Source organism: Caulobacter sp. GW822-FHT01G02 (assembly GCF_058802865.1).
Genome location: NZ_JBXAON010000001.1, coordinates 43834 through 66096, shown reverse-complemented (window position 1 = coordinate 66096; position 22263 = coordinate 43834). Strand labels below are relative to the sequence as shown.

25 protein-coding genes and 1 pseudogene are annotated in these 22263 nt (G+C 69.1%); 10 read left to right on the top strand and 16 right to left on the bottom strand.

Translation table 11 applies throughout. The annotated features are described in order from the left end of the window. Positions 1 to 79: 79 nt before the first annotated feature. From AC1RNC_RS00350 to prmC, 7 genes and pseudogenes are all read right to left on the bottom strand, one after another. Positions 80 to 844, bottom strand: a complete 765-nt coding sequence (locus AC1RNC_RS00350; RefSeq protein WP_492884351.1) for a M48 family metallopeptidase — start codon at positions 842 to 844, stop codon at positions 80 to 82. Positions 845 to 916: 72 nt separating this feature from the next. Continuing rightward, on the bottom strand, positions 917 to 1489 hold the full coding sequence (locus AC1RNC_RS00345) for a hypothetical protein (protein ID WP_492882760.1): 573 nt from the start codon (positions 1487 to 1489) through the stop codon (positions 917 to 919). A gap of 75 nt (positions 1490 to 1564) precedes the next feature. Then, the gene (locus AC1RNC_RS00340; protein WP_492882758.1) at positions 1565 to 1903 is read right to left on the bottom strand and encodes a response regulator; all 339 of its coding nucleotides are present in this window, start codon (positions 1901 to 1903) and stop codon (positions 1565 to 1567) included. Positions 1904 to 1916: 13 nt separating this feature from the next. Beyond that, the gene (locus AC1RNC_RS00335; protein ID WP_492882756.1) at positions 1917 to 2966 is read right to left on the bottom strand and encodes a sensor histidine kinase; all 1050 of its coding nucleotides are present in this window, start codon (positions 2964 to 2966) and stop codon (positions 1917 to 1919) included. A gap of 211 nt (positions 2967 to 3177) precedes the next feature. Continuing rightward, entirely contained in the window at positions 3178 to 4347 is a 1170-nt protein-coding gene (locus AC1RNC_RS00330) for a DUF4167 domain-containing protein (protein ID WP_492882754.1), read from the bottom strand. A gap of 4 nt (positions 4348 to 4351) precedes the next feature. After that, positions 4352 to 4531: pseudogene (locus tag AC1RNC_RS00325) on the bottom strand (hypothetical protein); the annotation flags it as partial. 73 nt (positions 4532 to 4604) lie between these two features. After that, positions 4605 to 5474: a peptide chain release factor N(5)-glutamine methyltransferase gene (gene prmC / locus AC1RNC_RS00320; RefSeq protein ID WP_492882752.1), complete on the bottom strand. Its 870-nt coding sequence runs from the start codon at positions 5472 to 5474 to the stop codon at positions 4605 to 4607. Between the two features lie 72 nt (positions 5475 to 5546). On the opposite strand from prmC, the gene AC1RNC_RS00315 reads away from it, so the two are divergent. Together AC1RNC_RS00315 and AC1RNC_RS00310 are read left to right on the top strand one after the other, a co-directional pair. Further along, positions 5547 to 5816 carry a type II toxin-antitoxin system ParD family antitoxin gene (locus AC1RNC_RS00315; RefSeq protein ID WP_492882750.1) on the top strand — a complete coding sequence of 90 codons (270 nt, stop codon included), beginning with the start codon at positions 5547 to 5549 and terminating at the stop codon, positions 5814 to 5816. Beyond that, positions 5813 to 6103, top strand: coding sequence for a type II toxin-antitoxin system RelE/ParE family toxin (locus tag AC1RNC_RS00310; RefSeq protein ID WP_492882748.1), 291 nt, complete (start codon positions 5813 to 5815; stop codon positions 6101 to 6103). Before AC1RNC_RS00315 ends, AC1RNC_RS00310 begins: the two co-directional genes overlap by 4 nt. On the opposite strand, the gene AC1RNC_RS00305 is transcribed toward AC1RNC_RS00310, so the two are convergent. After that, positions 6104 to 6865 (bottom strand): MOSC domain-containing protein, encoded by a 762-nt coding sequence (locus tag AC1RNC_RS00305; RefSeq protein WP_492882746.1) that lies wholly within the window; start codon positions 6863 to 6865, stop codon positions 6104 to 6106. A gap of 104 nt (positions 6866 to 6969) precedes the next feature. Here AC1RNC_RS00305 and AC1RNC_RS00300 point away from each other — a divergent pair, with 104 nt between their 5' ends. From AC1RNC_RS00300 to AC1RNC_RS00285, 4 genes are read left to right on the top strand one after another with little or no spacing between them, the layout of a single operon-like run. After that, entirely contained in the window at positions 6970 to 8184 is a 1215-nt protein-coding gene (locus AC1RNC_RS00300; protein WP_492882744.1) for a YihY/virulence factor BrkB family protein, read from the top strand. Between the two features lie 37 nt (positions 8185 to 8221). Beyond that, a complete protein-coding gene (locus tag AC1RNC_RS00295; RefSeq protein ID WP_492882742.1) occupies positions 8222 to 8749 on the top strand; it encodes a GNAT family N-acetyltransferase in 528 nt (175 codons plus the stop codon). Positions 8750 to 8796: 47 nt separating this feature from the next. Continuing rightward, positions 8797 to 9324: an AAA family ATPase gene (locus AC1RNC_RS00290; RefSeq protein WP_492882740.1), complete on the top strand. Its 528-nt coding sequence runs from the start codon at positions 8797 to 8799 to the stop codon at positions 9322 to 9324. 59 nt (positions 9325 to 9383) lie between these two features. Further along, positions 9384 to 10154 (top strand): DUF3108 domain-containing protein, encoded by a 771-nt coding sequence (locus AC1RNC_RS00285; protein WP_492882738.1) that lies wholly within the window; start codon positions 9384 to 9386, stop codon positions 10152 to 10154. Between the two features lie 151 nt (positions 10155 to 10305). Here the strand turns inward: AC1RNC_RS00285 and AC1RNC_RS00280 are convergent, their stop codons facing one another. Beyond that, entirely contained in the window at positions 10306 to 11682 is a 1377-nt protein-coding gene (locus AC1RNC_RS00280) for an aminotransferase-like domain-containing protein (protein ID WP_492882736.1), read from the bottom strand. A 123-nt stretch (positions 11683 to 11805) separates the two neighbouring features. Between AC1RNC_RS00280 and AC1RNC_RS00275 the strand changes: the two genes are divergently transcribed. Next, positions 11806 to 12471 carry a LysE family translocator gene (locus AC1RNC_RS00275; protein ID WP_492882734.1) on the top strand — a complete coding sequence of 222 codons (666 nt, stop codon included), beginning with the start codon at positions 11806 to 11808 and terminating at the stop codon, positions 12469 to 12471. A gap of 117 nt (positions 12472 to 12588) precedes the next feature. After that, the gene (locus AC1RNC_RS00270; RefSeq protein WP_492882732.1) at positions 12589 to 13062 is read left to right on the top strand and encodes a molybdopterin-dependent oxidoreductase; all 474 of its coding nucleotides are present in this window, start codon (positions 12589 to 12591) and stop codon (positions 13060 to 13062) included. A gap of 38 nt (positions 13063 to 13100) precedes the next feature. Here AC1RNC_RS00270 and AC1RNC_RS00265 read toward each other — a convergent pair whose 3' ends face one another. Further along, on the bottom strand, positions 13101 to 13628 hold the full coding sequence (locus AC1RNC_RS00265; protein ID WP_492882730.1) for a DUF1993 domain-containing protein: 528 nt from the start codon (positions 13626 to 13628) through the stop codon (positions 13101 to 13103). A gap of 213 nt (positions 13629 to 13841) precedes the next feature. Between AC1RNC_RS00265 and prfA the strand changes: the two genes are divergently transcribed. Together prfA and AC1RNC_RS00255 are read left to right on the top strand one after the other, a co-directional pair. After that, positions 13842 to 14912, top strand: coding sequence for a peptide chain release factor 1 (gene prfA / locus AC1RNC_RS00260; RefSeq protein ID WP_492882728.1), 1071 nt, complete (start codon positions 13842 to 13844; stop codon positions 14910 to 14912). Further along, entirely contained in the window at positions 14912 to 15676 is a 765-nt protein-coding gene (locus tag AC1RNC_RS00255; protein WP_492882726.1) for a pseudouridine synthase, read from the top strand. Before prfA ends, AC1RNC_RS00255 begins: the two co-directional genes overlap by 1 nt. A gap of 70 nt (positions 15677 to 15746) precedes the next feature. Here AC1RNC_RS00255 and AC1RNC_RS00250 read toward each other — a convergent pair whose 3' ends face one another. The 6 genes from AC1RNC_RS00250 to AC1RNC_RS00225 form a co-directional block, all read right to left on the bottom strand. After that, positions 15747 to 16199 (bottom strand): MaoC family dehydratase, encoded by a 453-nt coding sequence (locus tag AC1RNC_RS00250; protein ID WP_492882724.1) that lies wholly within the window; start codon positions 16197 to 16199, stop codon positions 15747 to 15749. A gap of 51 nt (positions 16200 to 16250) precedes the next feature. Beyond that, complete coding sequence (locus AC1RNC_RS00245) at positions 16251 to 16664, bottom strand: hypothetical protein (RefSeq protein ID WP_492882723.1); 414 nt, start codon at positions 16662 to 16664, stop codon at positions 16251 to 16253. 12 nt (positions 16665 to 16676) lie between these two features. Next, positions 16677 to 17816, bottom strand: coding sequence for a flavodoxin-dependent (E)-4-hydroxy-3-methylbut-2-enyl-diphosphate synthase (ispG, locus tag AC1RNC_RS00240; protein WP_492882721.1), 1140 nt, complete (start codon positions 17814 to 17816; stop codon positions 16677 to 16679). 206 nt (positions 17817 to 18022) lie between these two features. Then, positions 18023 to 19075 carry a helix-turn-helix domain-containing protein gene (locus tag AC1RNC_RS00235; RefSeq protein ID WP_492882719.1) on the bottom strand — a complete coding sequence of 351 codons (1053 nt, stop codon included), beginning with the start codon at positions 19073 to 19075 and terminating at the stop codon, positions 18023 to 18025. 158 nt (positions 19076 to 19233) lie between these two features. Beyond that, the gene (gene ptsP, locus AC1RNC_RS00230) at positions 19234 to 21498 is read right to left on the bottom strand and encodes a phosphoenolpyruvate--protein phosphotransferase (RefSeq protein ID WP_492882717.1); all 2265 of its coding nucleotides are present in this window, start codon (positions 21496 to 21498) and stop codon (positions 19234 to 19236) included. A 282-nt stretch (positions 21499 to 21780) separates the two neighbouring features. Beyond that, positions 21781 to 22197: a hypothetical protein gene (locus tag AC1RNC_RS00225; RefSeq protein ID WP_492882715.1), complete on the bottom strand. Its 417-nt coding sequence runs from the start codon at positions 22195 to 22197 to the stop codon at positions 21781 to 21783. Between the last annotated feature and the right edge of the window lie 66 nt (positions 22198 to 22263).

Here is a 22263-nt window from a genome sequence, read left to right as displayed (position 1 = left end):
GGATCGGGGCGCGCCGCCTTGACTAAGCACAACACGCTCCGATGGGGCATTTAAGTGTGGCGGATCCGCCACACAAGACCTACCACCCCTTGCTGGCGAGATAACGTTCCAGTTCCGAAATTCGTACGGCGTCAGAGGGGTGGGTCGAGCTCAATTCGCCGCCCGAGGCCTGGCCCGAAGCCGCATCCTGGGCCTGCATGTTGCGCCACAGGACCACCGCCTCGCGCGGCCGATAGCCGGCGCGCTGCATGAAATCGACGCCCAGGCGATCGGCCTCCAGCTCCTGCTTGCGCGAGAACGGCAGCAGCACGCCGTACTTGGCCGCGTCGCCGCCGTGATCCTTGAGCAGCTTGCCGAAGTCGGTGCCGCCGGCCGCCGCGCCGGCGATGCCCAGCAGGATCTTGGAGGTCCGCTCCTGCGAGACGCGCTCGGCGGCGTGGTGGGCGACGACGTGGCCGGCCTCGTGGCCGATCACGGCGGCCAGCTGGTCGTCGTTCTGGGCCATGGACAGCAGGCCGACCGTCACCCCGACATGGCCCCCCGGCAGCACGAAGGCGTTCGGTTCCTCGTCCAGGAACACCGCGTAGTCCCAGGGCCGGCCCGCCAGGCCCGCGGCGGCGATCACCCGCTGACCCACGGCCTGGACGCGGGCGTTCTTGCGCGGCTCCTTGGAGATGTAGGTCATGCGCAGCGTGTCGGCCCAGGCCTTCTCGCCGTCGGCGGCCAGATTGTCGTCATTGACGATCAACAGCTGGTCGCGCCCGAGATCGGCGTTATAGGCGCAGCCCGACACCGCGCAGGCGGCGGCCATCAGGAGCGGCAGGGTCAGGCGGCGAAGGATCATGGGTCCGGCGAAGCGTTTCGAACTCGACATAAGCTTATCTCCGGCGGTCGCCTCGGACGCAACCGCTCAAGCTTAGAATGACTTCGCGCAGCCAAGGCCAAGGGTGGCGTCGGTTGCACCCATCAGGCCCGGCTTGATGCTCCCGACCGGCTTGCAGCCGTTCTCGGGCGGTCGTGTCAGATAGGGCCTGGCGTCTCGGGCGAAGCGGCCGGTCGGGTCGAGATTCGGGCGCGTCGCCCGCCCCTTGTCCATCGCCTGGGCCAGCCGCTCCTGGCAGCGGGCTCTCTCGTCGGCGGGAAGGCGATCCAGCGCCGCCAGTCGGCAGCCTCCCAGACCGCGCAGATCGGGCGCCGGGGTCTCGGCGGCAACGGCGCCTTCGGAGGAGGACGGCGAAGCGGGCGTGGCGAGAACGGCGATCGGCGCGGCTGGCGCCGCATCAATCTTCGTCGCCGCGCTCGGGGTCCTGGGTCCGCCTCGCAACGAGCGCCTGGGCCTGGGCGGAGTCGGAGCGCGCTCCAGAAAGATGGTCACGGCCGGCGGCGGCGCGGCGACAGGCGCCCGCGCCAGATCGCGCACGAACAGCGCGACCAGCAAGGCGTGGAACGCCACCGAGCCCAGCACAACGCCCCACCGTCGTCGCCACACGGCCGCCCCCTCTAAACCCCCGGTCGCGGCACTAGCGCGGAGGTCGGTGGCGGAAGTCGGGCGTTGGCGTGGCCTTTAGCTGTTGCTCAACCGCTCGATCACCCGGGCCAGATGGCGAGGGTCGATAGGCTTGGCGAGCACCGGCGCGTCGCGCAGATCCGCGCGCACGCCCTGCTCGCCGTAGCCGGTCACGAACGCGAAGGGCACGCCGCGCGCGCGAAGGATCTCGGCGGTCTCGAACGAGGTCTCGCCGTCGCCAAGGTTCACGTCCAGCAGCGCGAAATCGAACGTCTCGCGCTCGGCCGCCAGGAGCGCCTCGCGCGCCGAGGACACCGGACCCACGATACTATGGCCCAGGTCGGTCAGCAGATCCTCGACCAGCATGGCCACGAACAGCTCATCCTCGACGATCAAGACCCTTAGAGGATCAGGCCGCTCCGCGGATGAAACGGTTCGACTGGCCGGTCTGGCCGAGCTCGGCGTCGATCTCGCAGATGACGCCGTTCGGCGGATAGTCGAGGCGGACCTCGCCCCCGAGCTCGCGGGCCAAGCCGCCGGTGATGAGACGGGTGCCGAAGCCCTGGCGCGTCGGAGGCGAAACAGGTGGCCCATGAATTTCTTCCCACGTCATGCGCAGCCGCTCGCCCGCGTCCGCCTTGCTTCGTCGCCAGACCAACCGCACCTGGCCATTTTCGTTGGAGAGCGAGCCGTACTTGGCCGCGTTGGTCATCAGTTCGTGCAGGGCCATCGACAACGCCAGGGTCGCCTTGGGCGCCAGCCGGACGGGAGGCCCCTCCACGGAAAAACGTTCCGTCTCGCCATGAGCGGCGACCACCGAGGCGACGATATCGGCCAGCTCGGCCCCGTCCCAGCTCTCCCGGGTGAGGATGTCGTGGCCGCGCGCCAGCGCCAGCAGCCGGGTCGTCAGGGCGTCCCGGGCGTCGCCCAGGTCCGCGGCGTTGCGCAGGGTCTGGCCGGCCACCGACTGCACCGTGGCCAGGGTGTTCTTCACCCGGTGGTTCAGCTCGTTGATCATCAGGCGCTGCAGTTCCTCGGCGCGCCGACGGTCGGTGACGTCGCGCATGACGCCTGTGAAGAAGCGCTTGTCGCCGTCGTTCCACTCGGCGATCGAGAGCTCCAGCGGAAAGGTCGTCCCATCGCTGCGCAGGCCGCTGACCTCCCGACCGATGCCGATGATTCGCCGCTCGCCTGTTTCACGATACCGCGCCAGATAGCCGTCGTGCTCGCCGTGATAGGGCTCCGGCATGAGGATGTGGACGTTGCGGCCGACCATCTCGGCGGCCTTATAGCCGAACAGACGCTCGGCGGCGGGGTTGAAGGCCTCGATCCTTCCGCGTTCGTCGATGACGACGATCGCGTCGACGGCCGTGTCCACGATGGCCCTGTAGCGCGCGTCGACGGCGGCCGCCTTGGCCGCCTTCTGTCCCCCGGAGGTAGGCTTACGCGCACTCGCCATAACTGGCTCCGCCCCTGTAGCAGGCCAACCCTATCGGTGAAGTCGCGACATCGCCAGAGGGGACTCGCGCGCGCGCCGGGCATTGGTCGCGGCGACGTGTCGCGGCCCGTCCATGGTCTCGGCCAGCCGCGTCCGGAGCCTGGCGGCGGCCCAAGAAAAAAGGGAGCCGCTTTCACGGCTCCCTTTCGATCTTCAGCGGTGAAGCGGCCGATCAGGCCTCTTCCGACTCCGAGCTGGCCGGAGCGCCTTCACCGGCTTCGAAGCTGCGCGGGGCGCGGCGGCGACGGGGCTTCTTGACCTCTTCGCCGTCGACGGTCGAGGCCGGAGCCTCGGCGGCCGGTTCGGCGACCGCCGCGGCGGCGGTGGTGCGAGACGTCTTGCGCCCCAGGAAGGCCGGAGCCTCGCTGACGGCGCCGTCCTGGCCACGCAGCACCGGCGAGCTCTCGCTGGCGGGCGCGCTGGCGATCGGCAGCGGCGAGGCTTCCGGCTCGATCACGGCCATCGGGTCGCGGTCACCGCGCGGCTGCCAGTCGCGATCGCGGTTGCGGTCGCGGCCACGGCGGCGGCCCTCGCGGAATTCGCCCTGACCTTCGCCGCCCTGCGGCTGCTCGCCCTCGGCGGCGGCCGGACGGTCCTCACGCGGACGATCGTCGCGCGGGCGGTCGTCACGGGGCCGATCATCACGGGGGCGGTCGTCGCGGTCCCGGAAGCGGTCCTCGCGCGGCCTGTCGTCACGGGGCCTGTCATCACGGGGACGGTCATCGCGAGGGCGATCGTCGCGAGGCCTGTCATCACGCGGTCGATCATCCCGGGGGCGGTCGTCGCGGTCACGCCAGCGGTCGCGGCGGCCTTCGCCCTGATTGTTGTCGCGGGGACGATCGTCGCGGTTGCGATTGTTGTCGAAGTTGCGGTCCCGATCGCGGTTGCGGTCCCGATCGCGATTCTCGAAACGGTCGCGGCGTTGCTCGCCGCCTTCACCGTTCTCGCCGCCTTCGCCCTGGCCTTCCGGCTGAGCGGGGGTCTCGGCGACCTCCTGTTCTTCCGGCGGCTCGGCCTCGAAATCGATCTCGTAGGCGGCGTAGACGTCCTTGCCGACGATGTCGGACACCGGACGATTCGGCTGGATGGCGCGCAGAACACGGAAATAGTGCTCGGCGTGCTGCAGATAGTTCTCGGCCAGCACCCGGTCGCCGGACGACGTCGCGTCACGGGCCAGCTGCTGGTACTTTTCGTAGACGCTCTGGGCCGCGCCGCGAACCTTGACCCCTTCGGGCCCGTTCGAATCGAAAGCGCGGTTGGCGTTGTGCTGTTGAGGCTTGCCGCCGCTGCCACCGCGATTGTTGCGGCCGCGCTGGCGCTTCATGCCTTTGAAATCTCTCATGGTCTCTCTGAACCTGTCCGGAGGTCAGTCTTGCGCTGGCGCGTCCGGCCTTGCTGGTCTCTGAGCGGGTCGAACCCTGTTGAGTTTCAGAGACACTGGTTTCCGTAGAGCCCCCGCCCTGCTCTTTTGGCGCGGCGACCGGCGGACCGGGCGCGCCTGCCAGGGGAGCGTCGCATCCGTTCAACGCCTAGGCGTCATGAACGTCTGCTTTTCCCGTCACCTGGCGATCTGGAAGGAGACAAGACTCGTCTAACGGTTCACGCCCCGGTTTCCAAGGGATTTTTCACCCCGGTGACGACACGGTCGTGCGTCGACAGGTCCTTGATCGTTTTGACCTGCTGGGCGCCGGCTGTCTTGAACAGCGCTTCGACCGCCTTGGACTGGTCGTGGCCGATCTCCACGGCGAACATCCCGCCCGGCTTCAGCACACGCAGGATCTCCGGCGCCAGCAGGCGATAGGCGTCCAGACCGTCGTCGCCGCCGTCCAGGGCGAGACGCGGCTCGTGGTCGCGAACCTCGGGCTCCAGGGTGTCGATCACCGCCGTCGGGATGTAGGGCGGATTGGAGACGACGACGTCGAAACCGCCATCGCCCAGGCCCGCCGTCCAGTCGCCGTGCATCAGGGCCGCGCGATTGTTGAGGTCCAGGCTGGCGGCGTTGTCGCGAGCCACGGCCAGGGCCTCGGCGGAGGCGTCGACCCCCAGACCCTTGGCCGCCGGCCGCTCGGCCAGGACCGCCAGCAGGATCGTGCCCGAGCCGACGCCCAGATCCAGCATCGAGAACGGCATCTGCTCGGGGAAGGCCTTCAGCACCTCGTCGACGATGACCTCGGTCTCCGGACGCGGGGTCAGGACGTTCTTGTTCACCTGCAGCAGGATCTTCCAGAAGCCCTTGCGGCCGATGATTTGGCTGACCGGCTCGCGGCGGGCGCGACGGGACAGATACTCTTCCAGGGTCGCCTGCTGCTCCGTCGTCAGTTCGCGGTAGGGATCGGTGACGATCTCGGTGCGGGTGACGTTGGCGGCCACCTCCAGCATCAGGCGCGCGTCGATCGACGGCTGATCGATGCCGGCGTCCTTCAGACGATCCTTGGCGGCGGTCCAGGCTTTGACGAGAGTCAGGGTCATGAGGGGGATTTAGCGCTTTGGATGGGCGGAGGCGAGATTGAAAGCGGTACCAGTTTTTGGTATCGTGGCATCATGGCCAGCAAGAACACTTCCGTGAGCCTAGGGGAGCATTTCCAGGCTTTCATCGACAGCCAAGTCGCCGACGGCCGCTACGGCTCGGCCAGTGAAGTCGTGCGGGCGGGGCTGCGGTTGCTCGAGGATCAGCAAACGAAGCTGGCCGCCCTGCGGGCCGCACTGATCGAAGGCGAAGAAAGCGGCTTTATCGAGAACTTCGATTTCGACGCCTATATCGAAGAGAAGCTGAAAGCCTCCTCCGCACCTCCAGGGTTCCACGAGGAATGACACGGTATCGGCTTTCGCGCCGCGCCAAAGCCGATCTCGACGAAATCTGGGACTATTCCCTAAATAGGTGGGGCGACCAGCAGGCCGCCGCCTATCATCGCCAAATCTACACGGCCATTGGCATGATTGCTGAACGACCAGACCTTGGCTGGCCCGACAGCAATCTGCGTCCCGGATACCGCCGACGCTCGGCTGGTTCCCACGTGATCTTCTACAGGGTCAGCGGCATGGTCGAGATCGTCCGCATTCTCCATCAGAATATGGACGCCAAGTTTCACCTGGGCTGATCAACCGACCGCCACCCCATCCCCCTCGCCCACCGCCCCGCCCCGCGTCACGTTCAGGTAGATGCCGCAGAACATGTGGCCGTAGGTGTCGAACAGCGCCTTCACCAGCTCGACATCCCGCTCGGCCGTCGTCGGATCCACGTGGGTGGCGGCGCAGCGGACGATGGGCTTGAGGACCTCGGCGGTCGCGCCGCCGAGGGTCAGAGTCCTGCCGGTCCAGTCGTTCTCGACCCAGGCCGGCCAGCCCTCGACATAGAGATTGGCGCGGAACCGCAGCGGGTCCAGGTCGCGGCCGATCCGTCGTCCCAGGTCGCGCACGCTGGCCAGGTTTACGATCGAGACATAGCCGGAGCGGCTGTCCATGAACCGGTAGGCGCCCGGCCCCTCGACCACCTTCAGCGGCCCCTTGATCTCGCCGTCCAGCAGGGTGGTCAGCCAGGCCTCCAGGCCCGCGCGGCCGCTCTCCGTCCGCAGGTTACCGGCGAAGTCGGGCGCGCCCTCGGCGCGGGCGCTGAAGATCCCCGTGGCCTCGTCATAGGCCGTGCGGGCCTTGGCGACGGCGGGAATCTTGGCCAGCACCGTGAACTTCATCTTCGAGATGTGGGCCGGCGCGGCGGGATCGAAGCCGCTGGGGCCGTCCTCGACCGCGTAGAGCCGATCGCACGGAAAGCAGGCCCCGGCCTCCAGGGTGGCGGCGGTCAGCCGCTCGGGCGTGAAGCCCTTCACGGGATGGCGGTAGATCGAGGCGATGCGGGCGTCCATGATCGCGAAAATCGTGGACGACGCGAGTCATGGCAAGGCTTGAGGGGCCCTTGGACGGGAACGCGACTCGCCGCGCGGGGTTCTGGTGGCCTGGAGAGCGCTTCATGACCGACGCTTCGCCGCGTCCGATCCTTAAATGGCTCAAATCGCGTCCGTACCATCTGGCGCCGTGGATCGTGCTGCTGGCGGCCGCGCCGCTGGTCCTGCCGCGCAAGAAGCCCATCGAAGAGCCGATCGTCGATCCGCCGGGCCTGTCCGAGGACCGCGCCATGCCGCCGGCCCAGTTCGACGAGGCCGAGCCCCAGCGCGGCCGGGCCGCGCGCCATCCGGGTCATATCCCGCTGCTGGGCTGGCGCGACATCGTCTGGCGCACCTGGCTGGAGATCGGCGTCGACCGCCTGCCGGCCGTGGCCGGGGGCGTGACCTTCTACACCCTGCTGGCCCTCTTCCCGGCCATCGGCGCCTTCGTCTCGCTGTATGGCCTGTTCGCCGACGTGCGGACCGTCGAGGCGCAGCTGCGCGACATGGCCGGCGTCTTTCCCGCCAGCGTCGTGCAGATCGTCGGCGAGCAGATGCTGCGCCTGGCCAGCCAGGGCCAGGCCAAGCTGGGCGTGGCCTTCGGCTTCTCCCTGCTGCTTTCGATCTGGAGCGCCAACGCCTCCATGCGCACGCTCTTCGACGGGCTGAACATCGCCTATGACGAGGACGAGAAGCGCCACCTCGTACCGCGCACCCTGCTCAGCTACCTCTTCACCTTCTGCGCTCTGCTGTACGCGGCCATCGCCTCGGGCGTGCTGATCGTCACACCTCTGCTTTTGAAGGCCGCGCGCCTCTCGGCGCTGGACGAGATCGTCGCGCCGCTGCGTTGGTTGCTGGTGTTGGCCATGACCGCCATCGCATTCGCCGTGCTCTATCGCTTCGGACCCAGCCGGGCGCGGGCCCGCTGGCGGTGGGTGTGGATCGGCGCGGCGGCGGCCTCGGCCGGATGGCTGTTCGGTTCGCTGGGCTTCTCGTTCTACCTGGCCAACATCGCCCACTATGACGCCACCTACGGCACGCTGGGGGCGGTGATCGCCTTCATGGTCTGGGTGTGGTTCTCGATCATGGCCATCCTGGTCGGGGCCGAGCTGAACGCCGAGATCGAGCACCAGACCGCCGTCGACTCCACCATCGGTCCCGAACAGCCGATGGGCGCGCGGGGGGCGGCCATGGCCGACACGGTGGGCCTGGCCTTCCATCCCTGGGAGATGATCAAGCGCGAGGCCGGCATGGTCCGGCGGGTGACCGGCGGGGCGTGGAACAAGGTGCGCGGCCGTTAGACTTCCCATGGCCGCGCTCGCCGCCTAAGGAACCGGCATGACCCTACTCCTGCCCTACCGCGAAGACGAACTGGCCGACATCGCCGCCCTGGTGAACTCGGCCTATCGCGGCGAACTGGCGGCCAAGGGCTGGACCAGCGAGAGCTATCTGCTGGGCGGCCAGCGCACCGATGAAGAGAGCCTGCGCGCCGACCTCGCCGCCACGCCGGGCGCGACCATCCTGACCCTGCGCGACGCCGAGGGCGACAAGCCCCACGCCTCGGTGTGGATCCAGCCGTCGGAGGACGACGCCTGGTATGTCGGCATGGTCACCGTCTCGCCGCTGCGTCAGGCCAACGGCATCGGCCGCACGATGCTGGAAGCCGCCGAGGCCCATGCCCGCGCCCAGGGCGGCAAGACCATGGAGATGACCGTCATCTCGGTGCGCGACACCCTGATCGCCTGGTACGAGCGGCGCGGCTACCGCCTGACCGGCCAGACCGAACCCTTCCCCTATGGCGACGAGCGCTTCGGCGTGCCGCAGCGCGACGACCTGCATTTCGTGATCCTGGAAAAGGCGCTGTAGACGCGCTAGGCTCGGATCACACGCCGCCGTCGCGGCGAGGATCCCCCATGCATCGCTACATTCTGACCGGCGCCCCGGGCGCTGGCAAAACCGTGCTGCTGCGCGCCCTGGAGCGCGCCGGCCACGCCGTGGTCGAGGAGGCCGCCACCGACGTCATCGCCCTGGCCCAGGCCGAGGGCGTGGCCGAGCCGTGGACCGATCCGGGCTTCGTGGACGCGATCGTGGGTCTGCAGAAGCAGCGCGAAGCGCGGGCGGCCGGCGAGGTCGTGTTCTTCGACCGCTCGCCGGTCTGCGCCCTGGCCCTGGCGCGGTTCCTGGGTCATCCGGTTTCGCCGCTGCTGCGGGCCGAGCTCGAGCGGATCGAGGGGCTCTACCAGAGGCGGGTGTTCCTGGTGCGGGGGCTGGGCTTCATCACGCCCACCGCCGCGCGGCGGATCAGCCTGGAGGAGGCGCGGCGGTTCGAGGCGGCGCACGAAGAGGCTTATCGGGAACTGGGCTACACGCTGATCCCGATCGCGCCGGGCGCGCCCGCTGAGCGGGCGGCGGCGGTGCTGGCCAGCATTACCGAACCTTAAGTAGCCCCCGCCGCGCGCCTGGCCTCACATGCCGGCGTTCTTGGCTCAGGGGCTCTTCCATGTCGTTCATCACTCGTGTCGCCGCTGGCGCCGCGCTCGCGTTCGCCGTCGCGGCCTCCGCGCAGGCCGCCGTCACCCCGGTTCCCGTCGGCCAGCCGCTGGCGCGGTTCGACAAGCTGCAGCCCACCACCCATCGCTATCTGCGCTACCGCCAGATGGGCGACACCATCACGCCGCTGGACGTCTGGACCCGCGAGATCCGCGTCGAGCCCGACAAGGCCGGGGTCAAGCGCCTGCACATCGTCCAGCACTGGGACGGCTCGACGCCGGGCGTGGTGAAAAAGCTCGACAGCTGGTTCGAGCTGGGGACCTTCCGGCCCTACAGCCACGAGCGCCGCACCACCGGCAAGGACGGCCAGACCAAGATCGAAGGCTTCGACTTCAAGCCCGACCGCATCGTCGGGCTGAAGGATCTGGAGGCCAACACGACGGCCGCCTACGACGTGGCCTCGCCGCAGCCGGCCTTCAATTTCGAGACCGACATGGAGTTCCTGCAGGCCCTGCCGCTGGCCAAGGGCTACGAGGCCTCGATCGTCTTCCACCATCCGGGCGGCGAGGCCCCGGCGGCCTATGTGTTCAAGGTCACGGGCAGCGAAGTCCTGACCAGCTCGGCCGGCGGCAAGGTCGACTGCTGGGTGGTGACCACCGACTACAACCACCCCGAAATGAAGCCGACGACCTTCTGGCTGGCCAAGGACAGCCAGGTGGTGATCAAGAACGTCTCGATCGCGCCGGACGGCTCGACGTGGGTGAAGACGCTGTTGTGGTAGCCAAAAATTCCGTTTCCCCGGCGAAGGCCGGGGCCCAGATCGAACCCACGAGCGCATATTATCCTGACAGGTCGATAGGCGCGAACACCCCAGCCACTCCGGATGAATCTGGGCCCCGGCTTTCGCCGGGGAGACGGGGCGGGGTAGGTGGCTAAATCACCGCCCTAGACCGCTCCGAGACCTCGCTCGACAGCGCCCCGGCGACGATCTCCAGGCCCCGGCGCAGGACCTCGCGGTCCGGGACCGCGCCCAGGCAGACGCGGACGCCGCTCTCGTGGCCGGCCTCGACGACGGGCGCCGAGGGCGGGGTGACCTCGGCCCCGCCGCGCAGGGCGCGGCCGGCCAGACGCTCGGCCTCCAGCTCGCTCATCGGCAGCCAGATGTGCGGCGCGGTCTCGGCATAGACGGTCTCCATGGCCGGCCCCAGGAGATCCCGCGCCATGGCCATGCGGACGCGGGCCTCGTCGCGGGTCTCGGCCAGGATGGCGTCGGCCGAGCCGTCCTCGATCCACTGGGTGGCGATCAGCCCGCCGAAAGCCGGCGGCGCGTAGACCGACACCCGCACCGCGTCCAGCACCCGCTCGAAGGTCTCGGCCGCCGGCACGACCAGGAAGCCGGCGCGCAGGCCCGGGGCCAGGGTCTTGGAGACGCCCGAGACGTGGAAGGTCCGCTCCGGGGCCAGCATGGCGAACGGCGGCGGCGCGCCGTCGGCATAGGCGCCGTAGATGTCGTCCTCGACCAGGGTCAGGTCGTGCTTGCGGGCGATGGCGACGATGGCGTCGCGGCGCGCGCGGCTCATGATCCGGCCCGTCGGGTTCTGCAGGGTCGGCAGCACGGCCAGCACCCGCGCGCCGGTCGTGAGGATCGCCTCTTCCAGGGCGTCGGGGCGCAGGCCCTCGGCGTCCATCACCAGGCCTCGGACACGCCAGCCGCTGTGCAGGGCCAGGGTCTTGAGGCCGTGATAGGCCAGACACTCGGTCAGCACTACGTCGCCCGGGGCCAGCACGGCGCCCAGCGCCAGGGCCAGGCCCTGCTGTGCGCCGGCGCAGCAGATCAGCCGCCGCCAGTCGACCGCCTCGTAGCTGCTGGTCCGCGCCAGCCAGGCCGCCCCGGCCCGCCGCTGGGTCTCGTGACCCGCCGGCGGGGCGTAGGTCAGGTGCTCCAGGAGATCCGGACGTCGCCGTAGCCGCGCCAGGGCCTCGGGCAGGCGCGCCCCGGCCGGGGCCTGGGCGGCGATGTTCTGGGCCAGGTTGATCGGGCCGTCGCGCTCATAGGGCCGGTGCTCGGCCGGCGCGTTGACGAAGCTGCCCCGCCCGACATGGGCGCTGACCAGCCCCGCCCGCTCGGCCTCGACATAGGCGCGGGTGACGGTGCCCAGGCCCACGCCGAGGCGATAGGCCAGTTCCCGCTGCGGCGGCAGGCGCACGCCGGGGGCCAGGGCGCCCGAGACGATGTCGGCGCGCAGCACCGCCACCAGCCGCTCGTAGAGCGGGGCGTCACCCTCGGGAATTGTCGGTGTCCAGGCCACGGGGCGTCGCGCGTCTCGTTTATTGTCATGATGACAATATGCAATTTGACTCACGATACAATGGAAATCATCACCGTGACACCTCGGTTACTCGTACCGAGACACTTGTCAGGGAGACCGGAGATGACCCCCGAACTGCTGCTCGCTTACGTGCTGTTCTGTTTCGCCACGGCGGGGACGCCTGGGCCAAACAACATGATGCTGCTGGCGTCCGGGGCGAACTTCGGCTTCCGCCGGACCTTGCTGCACATCCTGGGGATCAGCTGCGGCCTGGGCTTCATGGTGCTGGCCATGGGCTTCGGCCTGGGCGGCGTCTTCCGGGCCTATCCGGTGCTGCACGAGGTGCTGCGCTGGGTCGGGGCCGGCTACATGCTGTGGCTGGCCTGGAAGATCGGGACGTCCAGCAAGGTCAGCGACAAGGACCTGGCCAAGCCGATGACCTTCCTGCAGGCGGCGGCGTTCCAGTGGGTCAATCCCAAGGCCTGGGCCATGGCGCTGGGCGCGGTCACGACCTACGCCCCCGAGGGCAGCGGCTGGACCCTCGTGCCGCTGTTGGCCGGGACCTTCATGCTGATCGGCGCGCCGTGCAGCGCGGCCTGGGCGGGGTTCGGCCAGGGGCTGCGGCCGTTCCTGAACAAGCCGGCGGTGTTGCGGACGTTCAATATCGTGATGGCGGCGCTGCTGGTGGCGTCGCTGTACCCGCTGTTCGTCAGCCATGAGGCCAAGCCGGTGAGCCTGGAGGCGTTGGCGGACGTGGCCCCGCCGCCGCCGATGCGGTCGCACGGGTGAGGGCCCGAAACCTCGTCCTTCGACAAGCTCAGGATGAGGTTTCTACTGGTGTGGCCGCTCAATAGTCCTCACCCTGAGCCTGTCGAAGGGCGAGGACAGCCCCCACGGAGACTCCCCATGCGCCTGCTGCTCGCCCTCGCCGTCACGGCCCTGCTCGCCACGACGGCCGCCGCCCAGGACCTCAAGGTCACCGTCGCCGGCCGGGACACCGTCACCTTGAGCCCGAAGGACCTGGCCGCCCTGCCCCGCGCCAAGGCCACGATCACGGTCAAGGGCGCGGCCGTCACCTACGAGGGCGCGCGCCTCGACGCCGTGCTGGCTCAGGCCGGGGTGGTGCATGGCGAGCGGCTGATGGGGCGCTATCTGAACCAGGTGATCATCGCCCGCGCCGCCGACGGCTTCTTCAGCGTGCTGTCCTTGGCCGAGACCGACCCGGTCTATCGCGCCAATCCGGTGGTGGTCGCCGACACGGTGGGCGGCCACAGGCTGGACGACCGCGAAGGCCCCTATCGCCTGGTCGTGGACGGCGACCTGCGGCCCTCGCGGGCGCCGCGCCAGCTGGTGTCCATCGAGGTGAAGCCGGCGTTCTGATCCTCCCCCGCGACGCGGGGGAGGATCAGGTCAGCGTCCTAAGCCGCCTTCAGGCGCTCCGGGCCGATGCCCAAGAAGTCGCGCTTGCCCAGCGGCACGCCCTTGTGACGCAGGATGTCGTAGGCGGTGACGACGTGGAACTGGAAGTTCGGGATCACGAACTCCAGCAGGTAGTCCAGGCCGGTGAACTGCAGCGTGAACGAGCCAGCCGGGACCACGACCTCGCGCGTCTCGGCGCCGTCGAAGGCCGAGGCCGGGACGCTCTCGACATAGGCCAGGGTCTTGGCGACGCGCGCCTGCAGGTCGGCGAAGGTCTTCTCCTCGTCGGCCATGGCGGGGGCCTCGAGGCCCGTCAGCCGCGACACCGCGCCCTTGGCCGCGTCGGAGGCGCGCTGGATCTGGCCGGACAGGGGCAGCATATCGTCGAACAGGCGCGCCTCGACATAGGCGTCCGGACTGGTCCCGGCGGCCTCGGCGTGGGCCTTGGCCTTTTCGAGCAGAGACGACAGCGTCTTGAGGCCGCGCGTGAGCGACGTCACGGTGACGGTCTGGATGGTGACGGACATGGAAATTTCCCTCGCAAAGCCCGCCGGACCTCTCCGCGCGCGCTGCATCGCGACCTAAGCACGTCCAGGTAAGTTTTCAATCGCCACGCATGACAATGAGCGTCAGCAGCGCGTCCTTGGCGTCCGCCTGGCTCAGGCGCGGGAAACATTCCCTTCGGCGGGGAAAAGCACTAGGAAGACCGACCCTATCCCTTAGCCATTGCGACATCTCCCTTGCGACTGCCCCAGGCCCGCCTCGACCAGGTTCTCGACCGCTTCCGCGAAGTGGAGGCGCGCATGGGCGCGGCCACCGACGGGACCGAGATCGTCAAGCTCTCCAAGGAGCACGCTGAACTGCGCCCCGTGGCCGAGGCCGTCGAGCGCCTGGCCAAGCTGTCGGCCGAGCGCGCCGAGCTGGACGTCATGGCCGCCGATCCCGAAATGGCCGACATGGTCAAGGACGAGATCCAGGCCCTGGACGAGAAGCTGCCGGTCCTCGAGCGCGAGCTGGCCCTGATGCTGGCCCCCAAGGACAAGGACGAGAACGCCTCGGCCATCCTGGAAGTACGGGCCGGCACCGGCGGCGACGAGGCGGCCCTGTTCGCCGGCGACCTCTTCCGCATGTACCAGCGCTACGCCCAGCTGCACGGCTGGAAGGTCGAGATCGACAGCATCTCGGAAGGCGAAATGGGCGGCTACAAGGAAATCGTCGCCTCGATCACCGGCGACGGCGTGTTCGGACGGCTGAAGTTCGAAAGCGGCGTCCACCGCGTGCAGCGCGTGCCGGCCACCGAGGCGCAGGGCCGCATCCACACCTCGGCCGCCACCGTCGCGGTGCTGCCGGAAGCCGAGGACGTCGAGATCGACATCAAGGAAAGCGACCTGCGGATCGACACCTACCGCTCGTCGGGCGCGGGCGGCCAGCACGTCAACAAGACCGACTCGGCCGTGCGCATCACCCACTTGCCCACCGGCGTGGTGGTGACCAGCTCGGAAAAGTCGCAGCACCAGAACCGCGCCCGAGCCATGAAGAACCTGAAGGCGCGCCTCTACGACATGCAGCGCGAGGCCCTGGACAGCGCCCGCTCCGAGGCGCGCAAGAGCCAGGTCGGCAGCGGCGACCGCTCGGAACGCATCCGCACCTACAATTTCCCGCAGGGCCGGGTGACCGACCACCGGATCAACCTGACCCTCTACAACCTGTCGCGGATCATCGAGGGCGACGCCCTGGACGACGTGATCAATCCGCTGATCGCCGAGGACCAGGCCGAACGCCTGGCCAGCCTCGAAGAAAGCTTCGGCTGATGTCCTGGACCCGGACCTACGACGAGGACGAGCCCCAGCGGGTCAACAAGTGGCTGGCCCAGAGCGGCGTGTGCTCGCGCCGCGAGGCCGAGGCGCTGATCGCCGAAGGCCTGGTGTCGATCGACGGCGAGGTCGTGGAGGACGTCGGCCGCAAGATCCTGCCGGGCCAGACCCTGGTGCTGGCCGACCGCGCCACGGCCAAGCTGGAATCGACCTTCACCTACATGATCCACAAGCCGGTGGGCGTGGTCTCGTCCCAGCCGGATCCCGGCCAGGTCCCGGCCGCCCGCCTGCTGACCCGGCAGAACATCTGGGGCGGCGTTCCGGCGCCGATCCCGCAGTCGGGCGACCTGCTGCCGCCGATCGGTCGCCTGGACAAGGACTCGCGCGGCCTCCTGCTACTGTCCCAGGACGGCGTCGTGGCCAAGGCCGTGATCGGCCCGCAGTCGGACCTGGAAAAGGAATACCGGGTCGCGGTGATGGGTGAGCTGACCGAGGAGAAGCTGGAGCTGCTCCGCTTCGGCCTGGAGCTGGACGGCCGCGAGCTGCGCCCCGCCGAGGTCGAGGTCATCTCGGACCAGCGCCTGCGCATCGTCCTGCGCGAAGGCCGCAACCGCCAGATCCGCCGCATGTGCGAGCTGGTCGAGCTGAAGGTCGTCGACCTGTTCCGCGTCAGGATCGGTCCGCTGACCCTGGGCGAGATGCCGGAAGGGCGCTGGCGTCCGCTGACCAGCGAAGAGCGGGCGGCGTTGATCGCGGGCTGAGGCCGACGCGTCACGAAGCGCGGCTCACCCTCGCCGCCTCAACCGTCGAGGCGGAGCCGACGGAACGTGCTTAAGCCCTGGCCGGCTTGCGCCGACGCGGCACGCGGACCACGGCCTCGCCGTCCATGATCAGGTCCTCGCCGACATAGCCGGCGCAGCGCAGGGTGACGCGGGCGCTCTCGGCGTCGATGGCCGCGACGGTGATGCGGGCGATGACCACGTCGCCGACCCGCACCGGACGGTGAAAGGCCAGGGTCTGGGATAGGTAGATCGCCCCGGCCCCGGGCAGGATGGTGCCGACCACCGCCGAGCCGAACGACGCCGACAGCAGGCCGTGGGCGATCCGCCCGCGATAGGCGGTCTTGGCGGCGAACGCCTCGTCCATGTGCACGGGATTGAAGTCGTCCGAGGCCTCGGCGAACAGGCCGATCCGCGCTTCGGTGACGGGGACGTGCTTTTCGGCGGTCATCCCGACGGACAGTTCGTCCAGGATATAGCCGCCCGAGGGGTGAGGTCCGATCATCCCACGCCGTTAGCCGTCATGACGCGCCGTGACTAGTAAAAACTCTTGAGTTCAGGGCTTCGGCTTCGGCTTGGCGTAGGGCACGAAGTCGCCGAGGTTCACGAAGCCCTTGGAGAAGTGCGACATCGGCTCGACCAGGGTGACGATGTCGGTATTGCACAGCTGGGCGGTGATGGTCCGCGTGACGAGGATGTCGTCGCGACGCAGCGTGTCGGCGCCGCTCCGAGGCCGGTTCACGTAGATGCGGCCGCCGGGTCCGTTGTAGAGGATCGCCGTGCCCTCGATGATCTCGCTGCTTTCCGTGGGATGCAGACTGATGCAGTGGACCGGCTTGCCCGGCACGAGCCCCTCGAGGCGTTTGGCCAGCTTGGCCTCGCCCTCTGGATTGGGACGGCCGGCGGCCAGGGCGCCCGACGCCGCCGCCAGAGCCAGGACCATGGTCAGACCGCGAACCATCGCGCGCATGGCGCTCACTCCCTATTCGGCCGCGAGAGTCCGCGCGGCGTTCGTGGCCTGGATCTCGGCCGCCTTCTTCTCAACGAGTTCGACGATGTGATCGATCATCCCGTCGTTGGATTGTTTGTGGTCGGGCTTGCCGGCCATGTAGACCATGCCCGCCCCGGCCCCGCCGCCGGTGAAGCCGATGTCGGTCATCAGCGCCTCGCCCGGGCCGTTGACGACGCAGCCGATGATCGAGAGCGACATTGGCGTCGAGATGTGGGCCAGCCGGCTTTCGAGCGCTTCAACGGTCTTGATGACGTCATAGCCCTGACGGGCGCACGACGGGCAGGCGATGATATTGACGCCGCGGTGGCGCAGGCCCAGCGACTTGAGGATGTCGAAGCCGACCTTGATCTCCTCGACGGGATCGGCCGCCAGCGAGACCCGGATGGTGTCGCCGATGCCGGCCCACAGCATCGAGCCGATGCCGATCGAGGACTTCACCGTGCCGGTCCGCAAGGCCCCCGCCTCGGTCACGCCCAGGTGCAGCGGGCAGTCGATGGCCTCGGCCAGCTGGTAATAGGCGGCCACGGTCATGAACGGGTCGGACGCCTTCACCGAGATCTTGAACTCGTGGAAGTCGTGGTCCTGCAGGATGCGGGCGTGGTTGAGGGCGCTCTCGACCATCGCCTCGGGGCATGGCTCGCCGTACTTTTCCAGCAGCTCGCGCTCCAGCGAGCCGGCGTTGACGCCGATCCGCATCGAGCAGCCGTGATCGCGAGCGGCCTGGATGACGTCGCGCACGCGGTCGGGGCTGCCGATATTGCCCGGGTTGATCCGCAGGCAGGCCGCGCCGGCCTGGGCCGCCTCGATGCCGCGCTTGTAGTGAAAGTGGATGTCGGCCACGAGCGGGACCTTGGCCTCGCGGGCGATAGTCTTGAAGGCCGCCGTGCTTTCGACGTCGGGGCAGCTGACGCGGACGATGTCGGCGCCGGCTTCCTCCAGCTGGCGGATCTGCTCCAGCGTCGCGGCGGCGTCGCTGGTCAGGGTGTTGGTCATCGACTGGACGGTGATCGGCGCGTCGCCGCCCACCTCGACATCGCCGACGCGGATCTTGCGCGATTGCCGACGCGTGATCATGCGCCAGGGACGGACGTGCGTGTGGTCTGCGGCCATGGCGCTAATTTAGAGGGTGTTGGGGCCGGATAGAAGGGCTTCCCCCGCCCTGCTCTCGATTTCCCTAAACCCGTTTCCCCGGCGAAGGCCGGGGCCCAGATTCATCCGGTGAGGTTGGGGCGAATGCGCCTCAGGCCCGAGACAGGCCCGTGAACGTTCGTGGGTTCGATCTGGGCCCCGGCTTTCGCCGGGGAGATCGGTTTTGGTTAGGGCTTCGGAGCCGTAGCCGCCGCCACCGGGGCGACCGGAGCCGGGATCAGCTTGGCCACCGCGGTCTGGTTCGACGTCAGATGTCCCGTCAGGCGGCCGTTGTAATAGACCTCGAACAGCGACGGCTCGACCACGTCGAGGATCAGGCCCGGCGTGCGCGGCGCGCGATAGGCGTCGCCGGCCGAGAGCCAGCGGGTCATGTGGATCGTGCCGTCCGCGCGGCGCACGGTCAGGGAGCCGGCCTTGCGGGCCTGGATCAGCACGCCAGAAGCTTCGGCCGGCGTCGCGCCCAGGACCTGGCCCTTGAGCTTGAACGGCGAGCCCACCACGAACTGGCTGGCCGGATCGACGACGCCGGCCTTGGCGTCGGCCACGGCGCGCGCCTTGGAGGCGGCGTTGGCGGCGTCGACCGAACCGCCGTTGGCGGCGGCGTCGTCGAGGCCCGGGGTCTTGTAGGGATCGGGCGTGGTCGATTCGACCGGGGCCGGCAGCGGCGAGCCCAGGGCGACCTGGTTGTTGCTGGCGTGCGACTGGACCTGGGTCGAGACGGCGGCCGGAGCCACCTGCGGCGGCGGCTCTTCCTTGGTGATGGCGCGCTGGGCGACGTTCCACAGCAGGATGGCGCCCACCACCAGCAGGCCGCCGGCGAAGATCAGGGCCAGCCGCGGATCGCGCTCGCGGCGCACGCCGACCGGGGCGCGCAGCTCGGCGCCCTCGTCGGGACTGTCGGTCTTGAAGCGGGCCACGGCCGCCTCGGCGTCCAGGCCCAGCAGGCCGGCATAGGCGCGGACATAGCCGATGGTGAACGGGCGCGACGGCAGGTCGTCGAGACGCATGTCCTCGATCGCCTCGATATAGCTCTGGCGGATGCGGGTGGCGTCGGCGACGTCCTGGGTGGTCAGGCCGCGGAACTCGCGGGCCGCCTTCAGGGCCAGGCCGATATCGGCCCCCTCGTCCAGCGAAGGTTGCGCGACCGCGATCGGCGCATCGTCCACATCAGCGTCCGTGACGAGATGCAAACGCCTCACGTTGCCCGTATCCAGCGGCATGACCGACTAAACGCCCCCAATATCGCGCCGCGCGCGAAAGCGCGGAGCCCCCCAACTCCGTATCTCACGGAAGTCTTAACAACTGTTTGTGGATATCAAACTAAGTAGCGGGATTCAATGTACTAAACGGTGACGCTTGGTTAACGGCCAAGCTTTCGTCACACCGCCACGTACAGCTTTCTCGCCAGGGTTTCGATCTCGCCGCGCAGCGATCCGCCGGAGCCCTTCAGCAAGGCCTCGACATTGCGCCGGGCGGCCTCGCGATCGCACGACAGGACCATCTGCTTGACCGGCCCGATGCCGGCCGGCGGCATGGAAAGGGCCTCGAAACCCAGGGCCACCAGGGTGAAGGCCTCCAGCGGACGGCCCGCCATCTCGCCGCACACGGACACCGGCGTGCCGGTGTCGGCGCAGGCCTGCTGGATGGTCTTCAGGGCGCGCAGGGCGGCCGGCGACAGGGGATCGTAGCGGTCCGAGACCTTCGGATTGCCCCGATCGGCGGCGAACAGGTACTGCATCAGGTCGTTGGTGCCGACCGAAACGAAGTCGGTCATCGGCAACAGTGCGTCCAGATGCCACAGCAGCGACGGGGCCTCGATCATCGCCCCGACGTCCAGGCGCGACGGCGCGGGGCGGCCACGCTTCAGCGCCCAGGCCACTTCCTGGTCGACGAACGAGCGCGCGGCGCGGAACTCGTCGACATTGGCCACCAGCGGGAACATCACCTTCAGCGGCCGGCCCGCTGCGGCCTTGATCAGGGCGCGGATCTGCATGCGCAGCAGGGCCGGACGGTCCAGGCCCATGCGCACCGCGCGCCAGCCCAGGGCCGGATTGTCCTCGCGCTCCAGCTCCATGTAAGGCAGCAGCTTGTCGCCGCCCAGGTCGAGCGTGCGGAAGGTCACCGGCATGCCGTCGGCGGCTTCCAGGACCTTCTCGTAGAGCGCCGTCTGGGCCTCCAGGCGCGGCAGCTCCTCGGCGACCATGAACTGGAACTCGGTGCGGAACAGGCCGATGCCCTCCGCCCCGGTCTCGGCCAGGATGTCGAGATCGACGGCCAGGCCGGCGTTCATCAGCAGGGTGATCTTGGCGCCGTCCTTGGTGATCGGCGGGGTGTCGCGCAGGCGGGCGAACTCGGCCTTGCGCTGGGCCCGGACCTCCATCCGCACCTTCAGCGCCTTGATGACGTCCGGACGCGGGCGAAGCCAGGCCTCGGCGGTCTCGGCGTCGACCACGACGGGGTCGCCTTCGCTGAGCCGGTCGCGCAGGCCAGCCAGGCGGCCCACGCACGGGATGTCCAGCGCCCGGGCCACGATGCCGGCGTGGCTGGCCGCCGAGCCTTCCTCGAGCAGGATGCCCTTCAGCTTGGTGCGGTCGTATTCCAGCAGGTCGGCCGGCCCCAGGTTGCGGGCGATCAGGATGGCGTCGTCGGGCAGCTTGCGCACGGCGTGGACGTCGCCCGACAGGTGGCGCAGCAGCCTGTCGTTGAGGTCTTCCAGGTCGTGCAGCCGCTCGCGCAGATAGGGGTCGCGGGCCTGGCCCAGGCGGGCGCGGTGCTCGGACCGCACGCGTTCGACGGCCGCCTCGGCGGTCAGGCCCGAGCGCACCGCCTCCTGCAGCGACCGGTTCCAGCCCCGGTCGTGGGCGAACAGGCGGTAGGTCTCCAGCACCTCGTAACTGGCGCCGACCAGGCCATGCTGGCCCTCCAGCATCTGGTCGATCTGGGTCTGCAGCGCTTCGATGGCGTAGGAGAGCCGGGCTTCCTCGGCCAGGGCGTCGTCGGACAGCAGGGTCTCGGGCGCGACAGGCTGCTCGTGCAGCACCGCGACGCCGTAAGCGAGACCTTCAGCGAAGCGCGAGCCCTTCAGCCGCTCGGGCTTGTGCGGCGCCAGCTCGACGTCCTTGAGTTCGGCGGCGCCCAGGAGCTCGCTGGAGCTGACCATCTCGGCCAGCACCATGGCGATGATCTGGAGGTCCTCGACCTCCTCCTCGTCATAGTTGCGCTCGGTGCGGTTCTGGACGACCAGCACGCCGATCGCCCGGCCGCCGCGCAGCAGCGGCACGGCCAGGAAGGCGTGATACGGATCTTCGCCGGTTTCGGGACGGTACGAGAACTGCGGATGGCTGGCGGCGTCGGACAGGTTCAGCGGCCGGCCCAGGCGCATGGTTTCGCCGACCAGGCCCTCGCCCGGCTTCAGCCGGGTGACGTGGACGGCCTCGCGGGCCAGGCCTTCGGTGGCGAACAGTTCGAGATCGCCGGTGGCGCGGCGCAGATAGATGGAGCAGACCTCGGCGACCATCGAGATGGCGATGGTGCGCACCACCATGTCGAGCTTGGCCTGGGCGGGACCGCCGCCGGCCATGGCCTCGCGTATCTGCCGCAGCAGGCTGCGTGGTCCTCGAACGGCGATGCCGGATGCCGCCATGACGCCTTTACGCGCTCCCTCTCGCTGGAACCGGTGTAGCCCAGCTTGAAGCGCCAAGGGTTAAGGCCGGTCCAAGCCTTCCAGATGGGGGCTACAGCAGATTCCGCCAGCGCGATAGCCGGCGCGGACAACCGAACGGCGATTAGGTGTGACCGCGCGGAAAAGCGCCGCCCAAATTTTCCGAAAGGGGGACGGGCGGCGCGAAAAAGCGCCGCCCTGTGAGGGGCGGCGCAGTGAGCTCGCTCGGGGAGGGATCGGAACACGAGCGGCGTTGGAGGACGCTTAGCGGCGATAGCCGTAGGCGTAACGGTTGTCGTAGCGGGCGTCATAACGATCGTTGCGGTAGCCGCCGCGATCGTAGGCGTAGCGGTTGTCATGGCCGTAGTGATTGTCGCTGTAGCGGTTGTCGCTGTAGCGGCTCTCGCTGTAGCGGGGGGCGGTCCGGTACGACTGGCTGTAGCGACGGTCGTACTTGTCCTTGGCGGTCGTCGCGCCCAGGGCGGCGCCAGCGACGGCGCCGATGGCGACCGCTTCGCCCTTGCCGTGACCCAGGGCCGCGCCGGCGATGCCGCCGATCAGAGCGCCGACCACGGCGCGATCGGTCTTCTCGCCGGCGAAGGCGGCCGAGGCGGGGGCGACCAGCGCGCCGGTGATGGCGACGGCGACGACGGTCTTGGTGAACTTGCCGATGGTCTTCATGGCAGGGCTCCTGTTCCAGAAGCGTCGCCCCCTTTCCCGAAGATGAGACTGGGCGGCGCTGTTGAT

Bases quoted from the DNA above. Each gene is read 5' to 3' on its own strand.
- AC1RNC_RS00305 (WP_492882746.1), bottom strand. From the start codon at position 6,865: ATGGACGCCCGCATCGCCTCGATCTACCGCCATCCCGTGAAGGGCTTC.
- AC1RNC_RS00290 (WP_492882740.1), top strand. From the start codon at position 8,797: ATGCATCGCTACATTCTGACCGGCGCCCCGGGCGCTGGCAAAACCGTG.
- AC1RNC_RS00250 (WP_492882724.1), bottom strand. From the start codon at position 16,199: ATGATCGGACCTCACCCCTCGGGCGGCTATATCCTGGACGAACTGTCC.
- prmC (WP_492882752.1), bottom strand. From the start codon at position 5,474: ATGACCCTGACTCTCGTCAAAGCCTGGACCGCCGCCAAGGATCGTCTG.
- ptsP (WP_492882717.1), bottom strand. From the start codon at position 21,498: ATGGCGGCATCCGGCATCGCCGTTCGAGGACCACGCAGCCTGCTGCGG.
- AC1RNC_RS00335 (WP_492882756.1), bottom strand. From the start codon at position 2,966: ATGGCGAGTGCGCGTAAGCCTACCTCCGGGGGACAGAAGGCGGCCAAG.
- ispG (WP_492882721.1), bottom strand. From the start codon at position 17,816: ATGGCCGCAGACCACACGCACGTCCGTCCCTGGCGCATGATCACGCGT.
- AC1RNC_RS00275 (WP_492882734.1), top strand. From the start codon at position 11,806: ATGACCCCCGAACTGCTGCTCGCTTACGTGCTGTTCTGTTTCGCCACG.
- AC1RNC_RS00315 (WP_492882750.1), top strand. From the start codon at position 5,547: ATGGCCAGCAAGAACACTTCCGTGAGCCTAGGGGAGCATTTCCAGGCT.
- AC1RNC_RS00270 (WP_492882732.1), top strand. From the start codon at position 12,589: ATGCGCCTGCTGCTCGCCCTCGCCGTCACGGCCCTGCTCGCCACGACG.
- AC1RNC_RS00295 (WP_492882742.1), top strand. From the start codon at position 8,222: ATGACCCTACTCCTGCCCTACCGCGAAGACGAACTGGCCGACATCGCC.
- AC1RNC_RS00300 (WP_492882744.1), top strand. From the start codon at position 6,970: ATGACCGACGCTTCGCCGCGTCCGATCCTTAAATGGCTCAAATCGCGT.
- AC1RNC_RS00225 (WP_492882715.1), bottom strand. From the start codon at position 22,197: ATGAAGACCATCGGCAAGTTCACCAAGACCGTCGTCGCCGTCGCCATC.
- AC1RNC_RS00265 (WP_492882730.1), bottom strand. From the start codon at position 13,628: ATGTCCGTCACCATCCAGACCGTCACCGTGACGTCGCTCACGCGCGGC.
- AC1RNC_RS00245 (WP_492882723.1), bottom strand. From the start codon at position 16,664: ATGCGCGCGATGGTTCGCGGTCTGACCATGGTCCTGGCTCTGGCGGCG.
- AC1RNC_RS00285 (WP_492882738.1), top strand. From the start codon at position 9,384: ATGTCGTTCATCACTCGTGTCGCCGCTGGCGCCGCGCTCGCGTTCGCC.
- AC1RNC_RS00235 (WP_492882719.1), bottom strand. From the start codon at position 19,075: ATGCCGCTGGATACGGGCAACGTGAGGCGTTTGCATCTCGTCACGGAC.
- AC1RNC_RS00330 (WP_492882754.1), bottom strand. From the start codon at position 4,347: ATGAGAGATTTCAAAGGCATGAAGCGCCAGCGCGGCCGCAACAATCGC.
- AC1RNC_RS00255 (WP_492882726.1), top strand. From the start codon at position 14,912: ATGTCCTGGACCCGGACCTACGACGAGGACGAGCCCCAGCGGGTCAAC.
- AC1RNC_RS00350 (WP_492884351.1), bottom strand. From the start codon at position 844: ATGATCCTTCGCCGCCTGACCCTGCCGCTCCTGATGGCCGCCGCCTGC.
- AC1RNC_RS00310 (WP_492882748.1), top strand. From the start codon at position 5,813: ATGACACGGTATCGGCTTTCGCGCCGCGCCAAAGCCGATCTCGACGAA.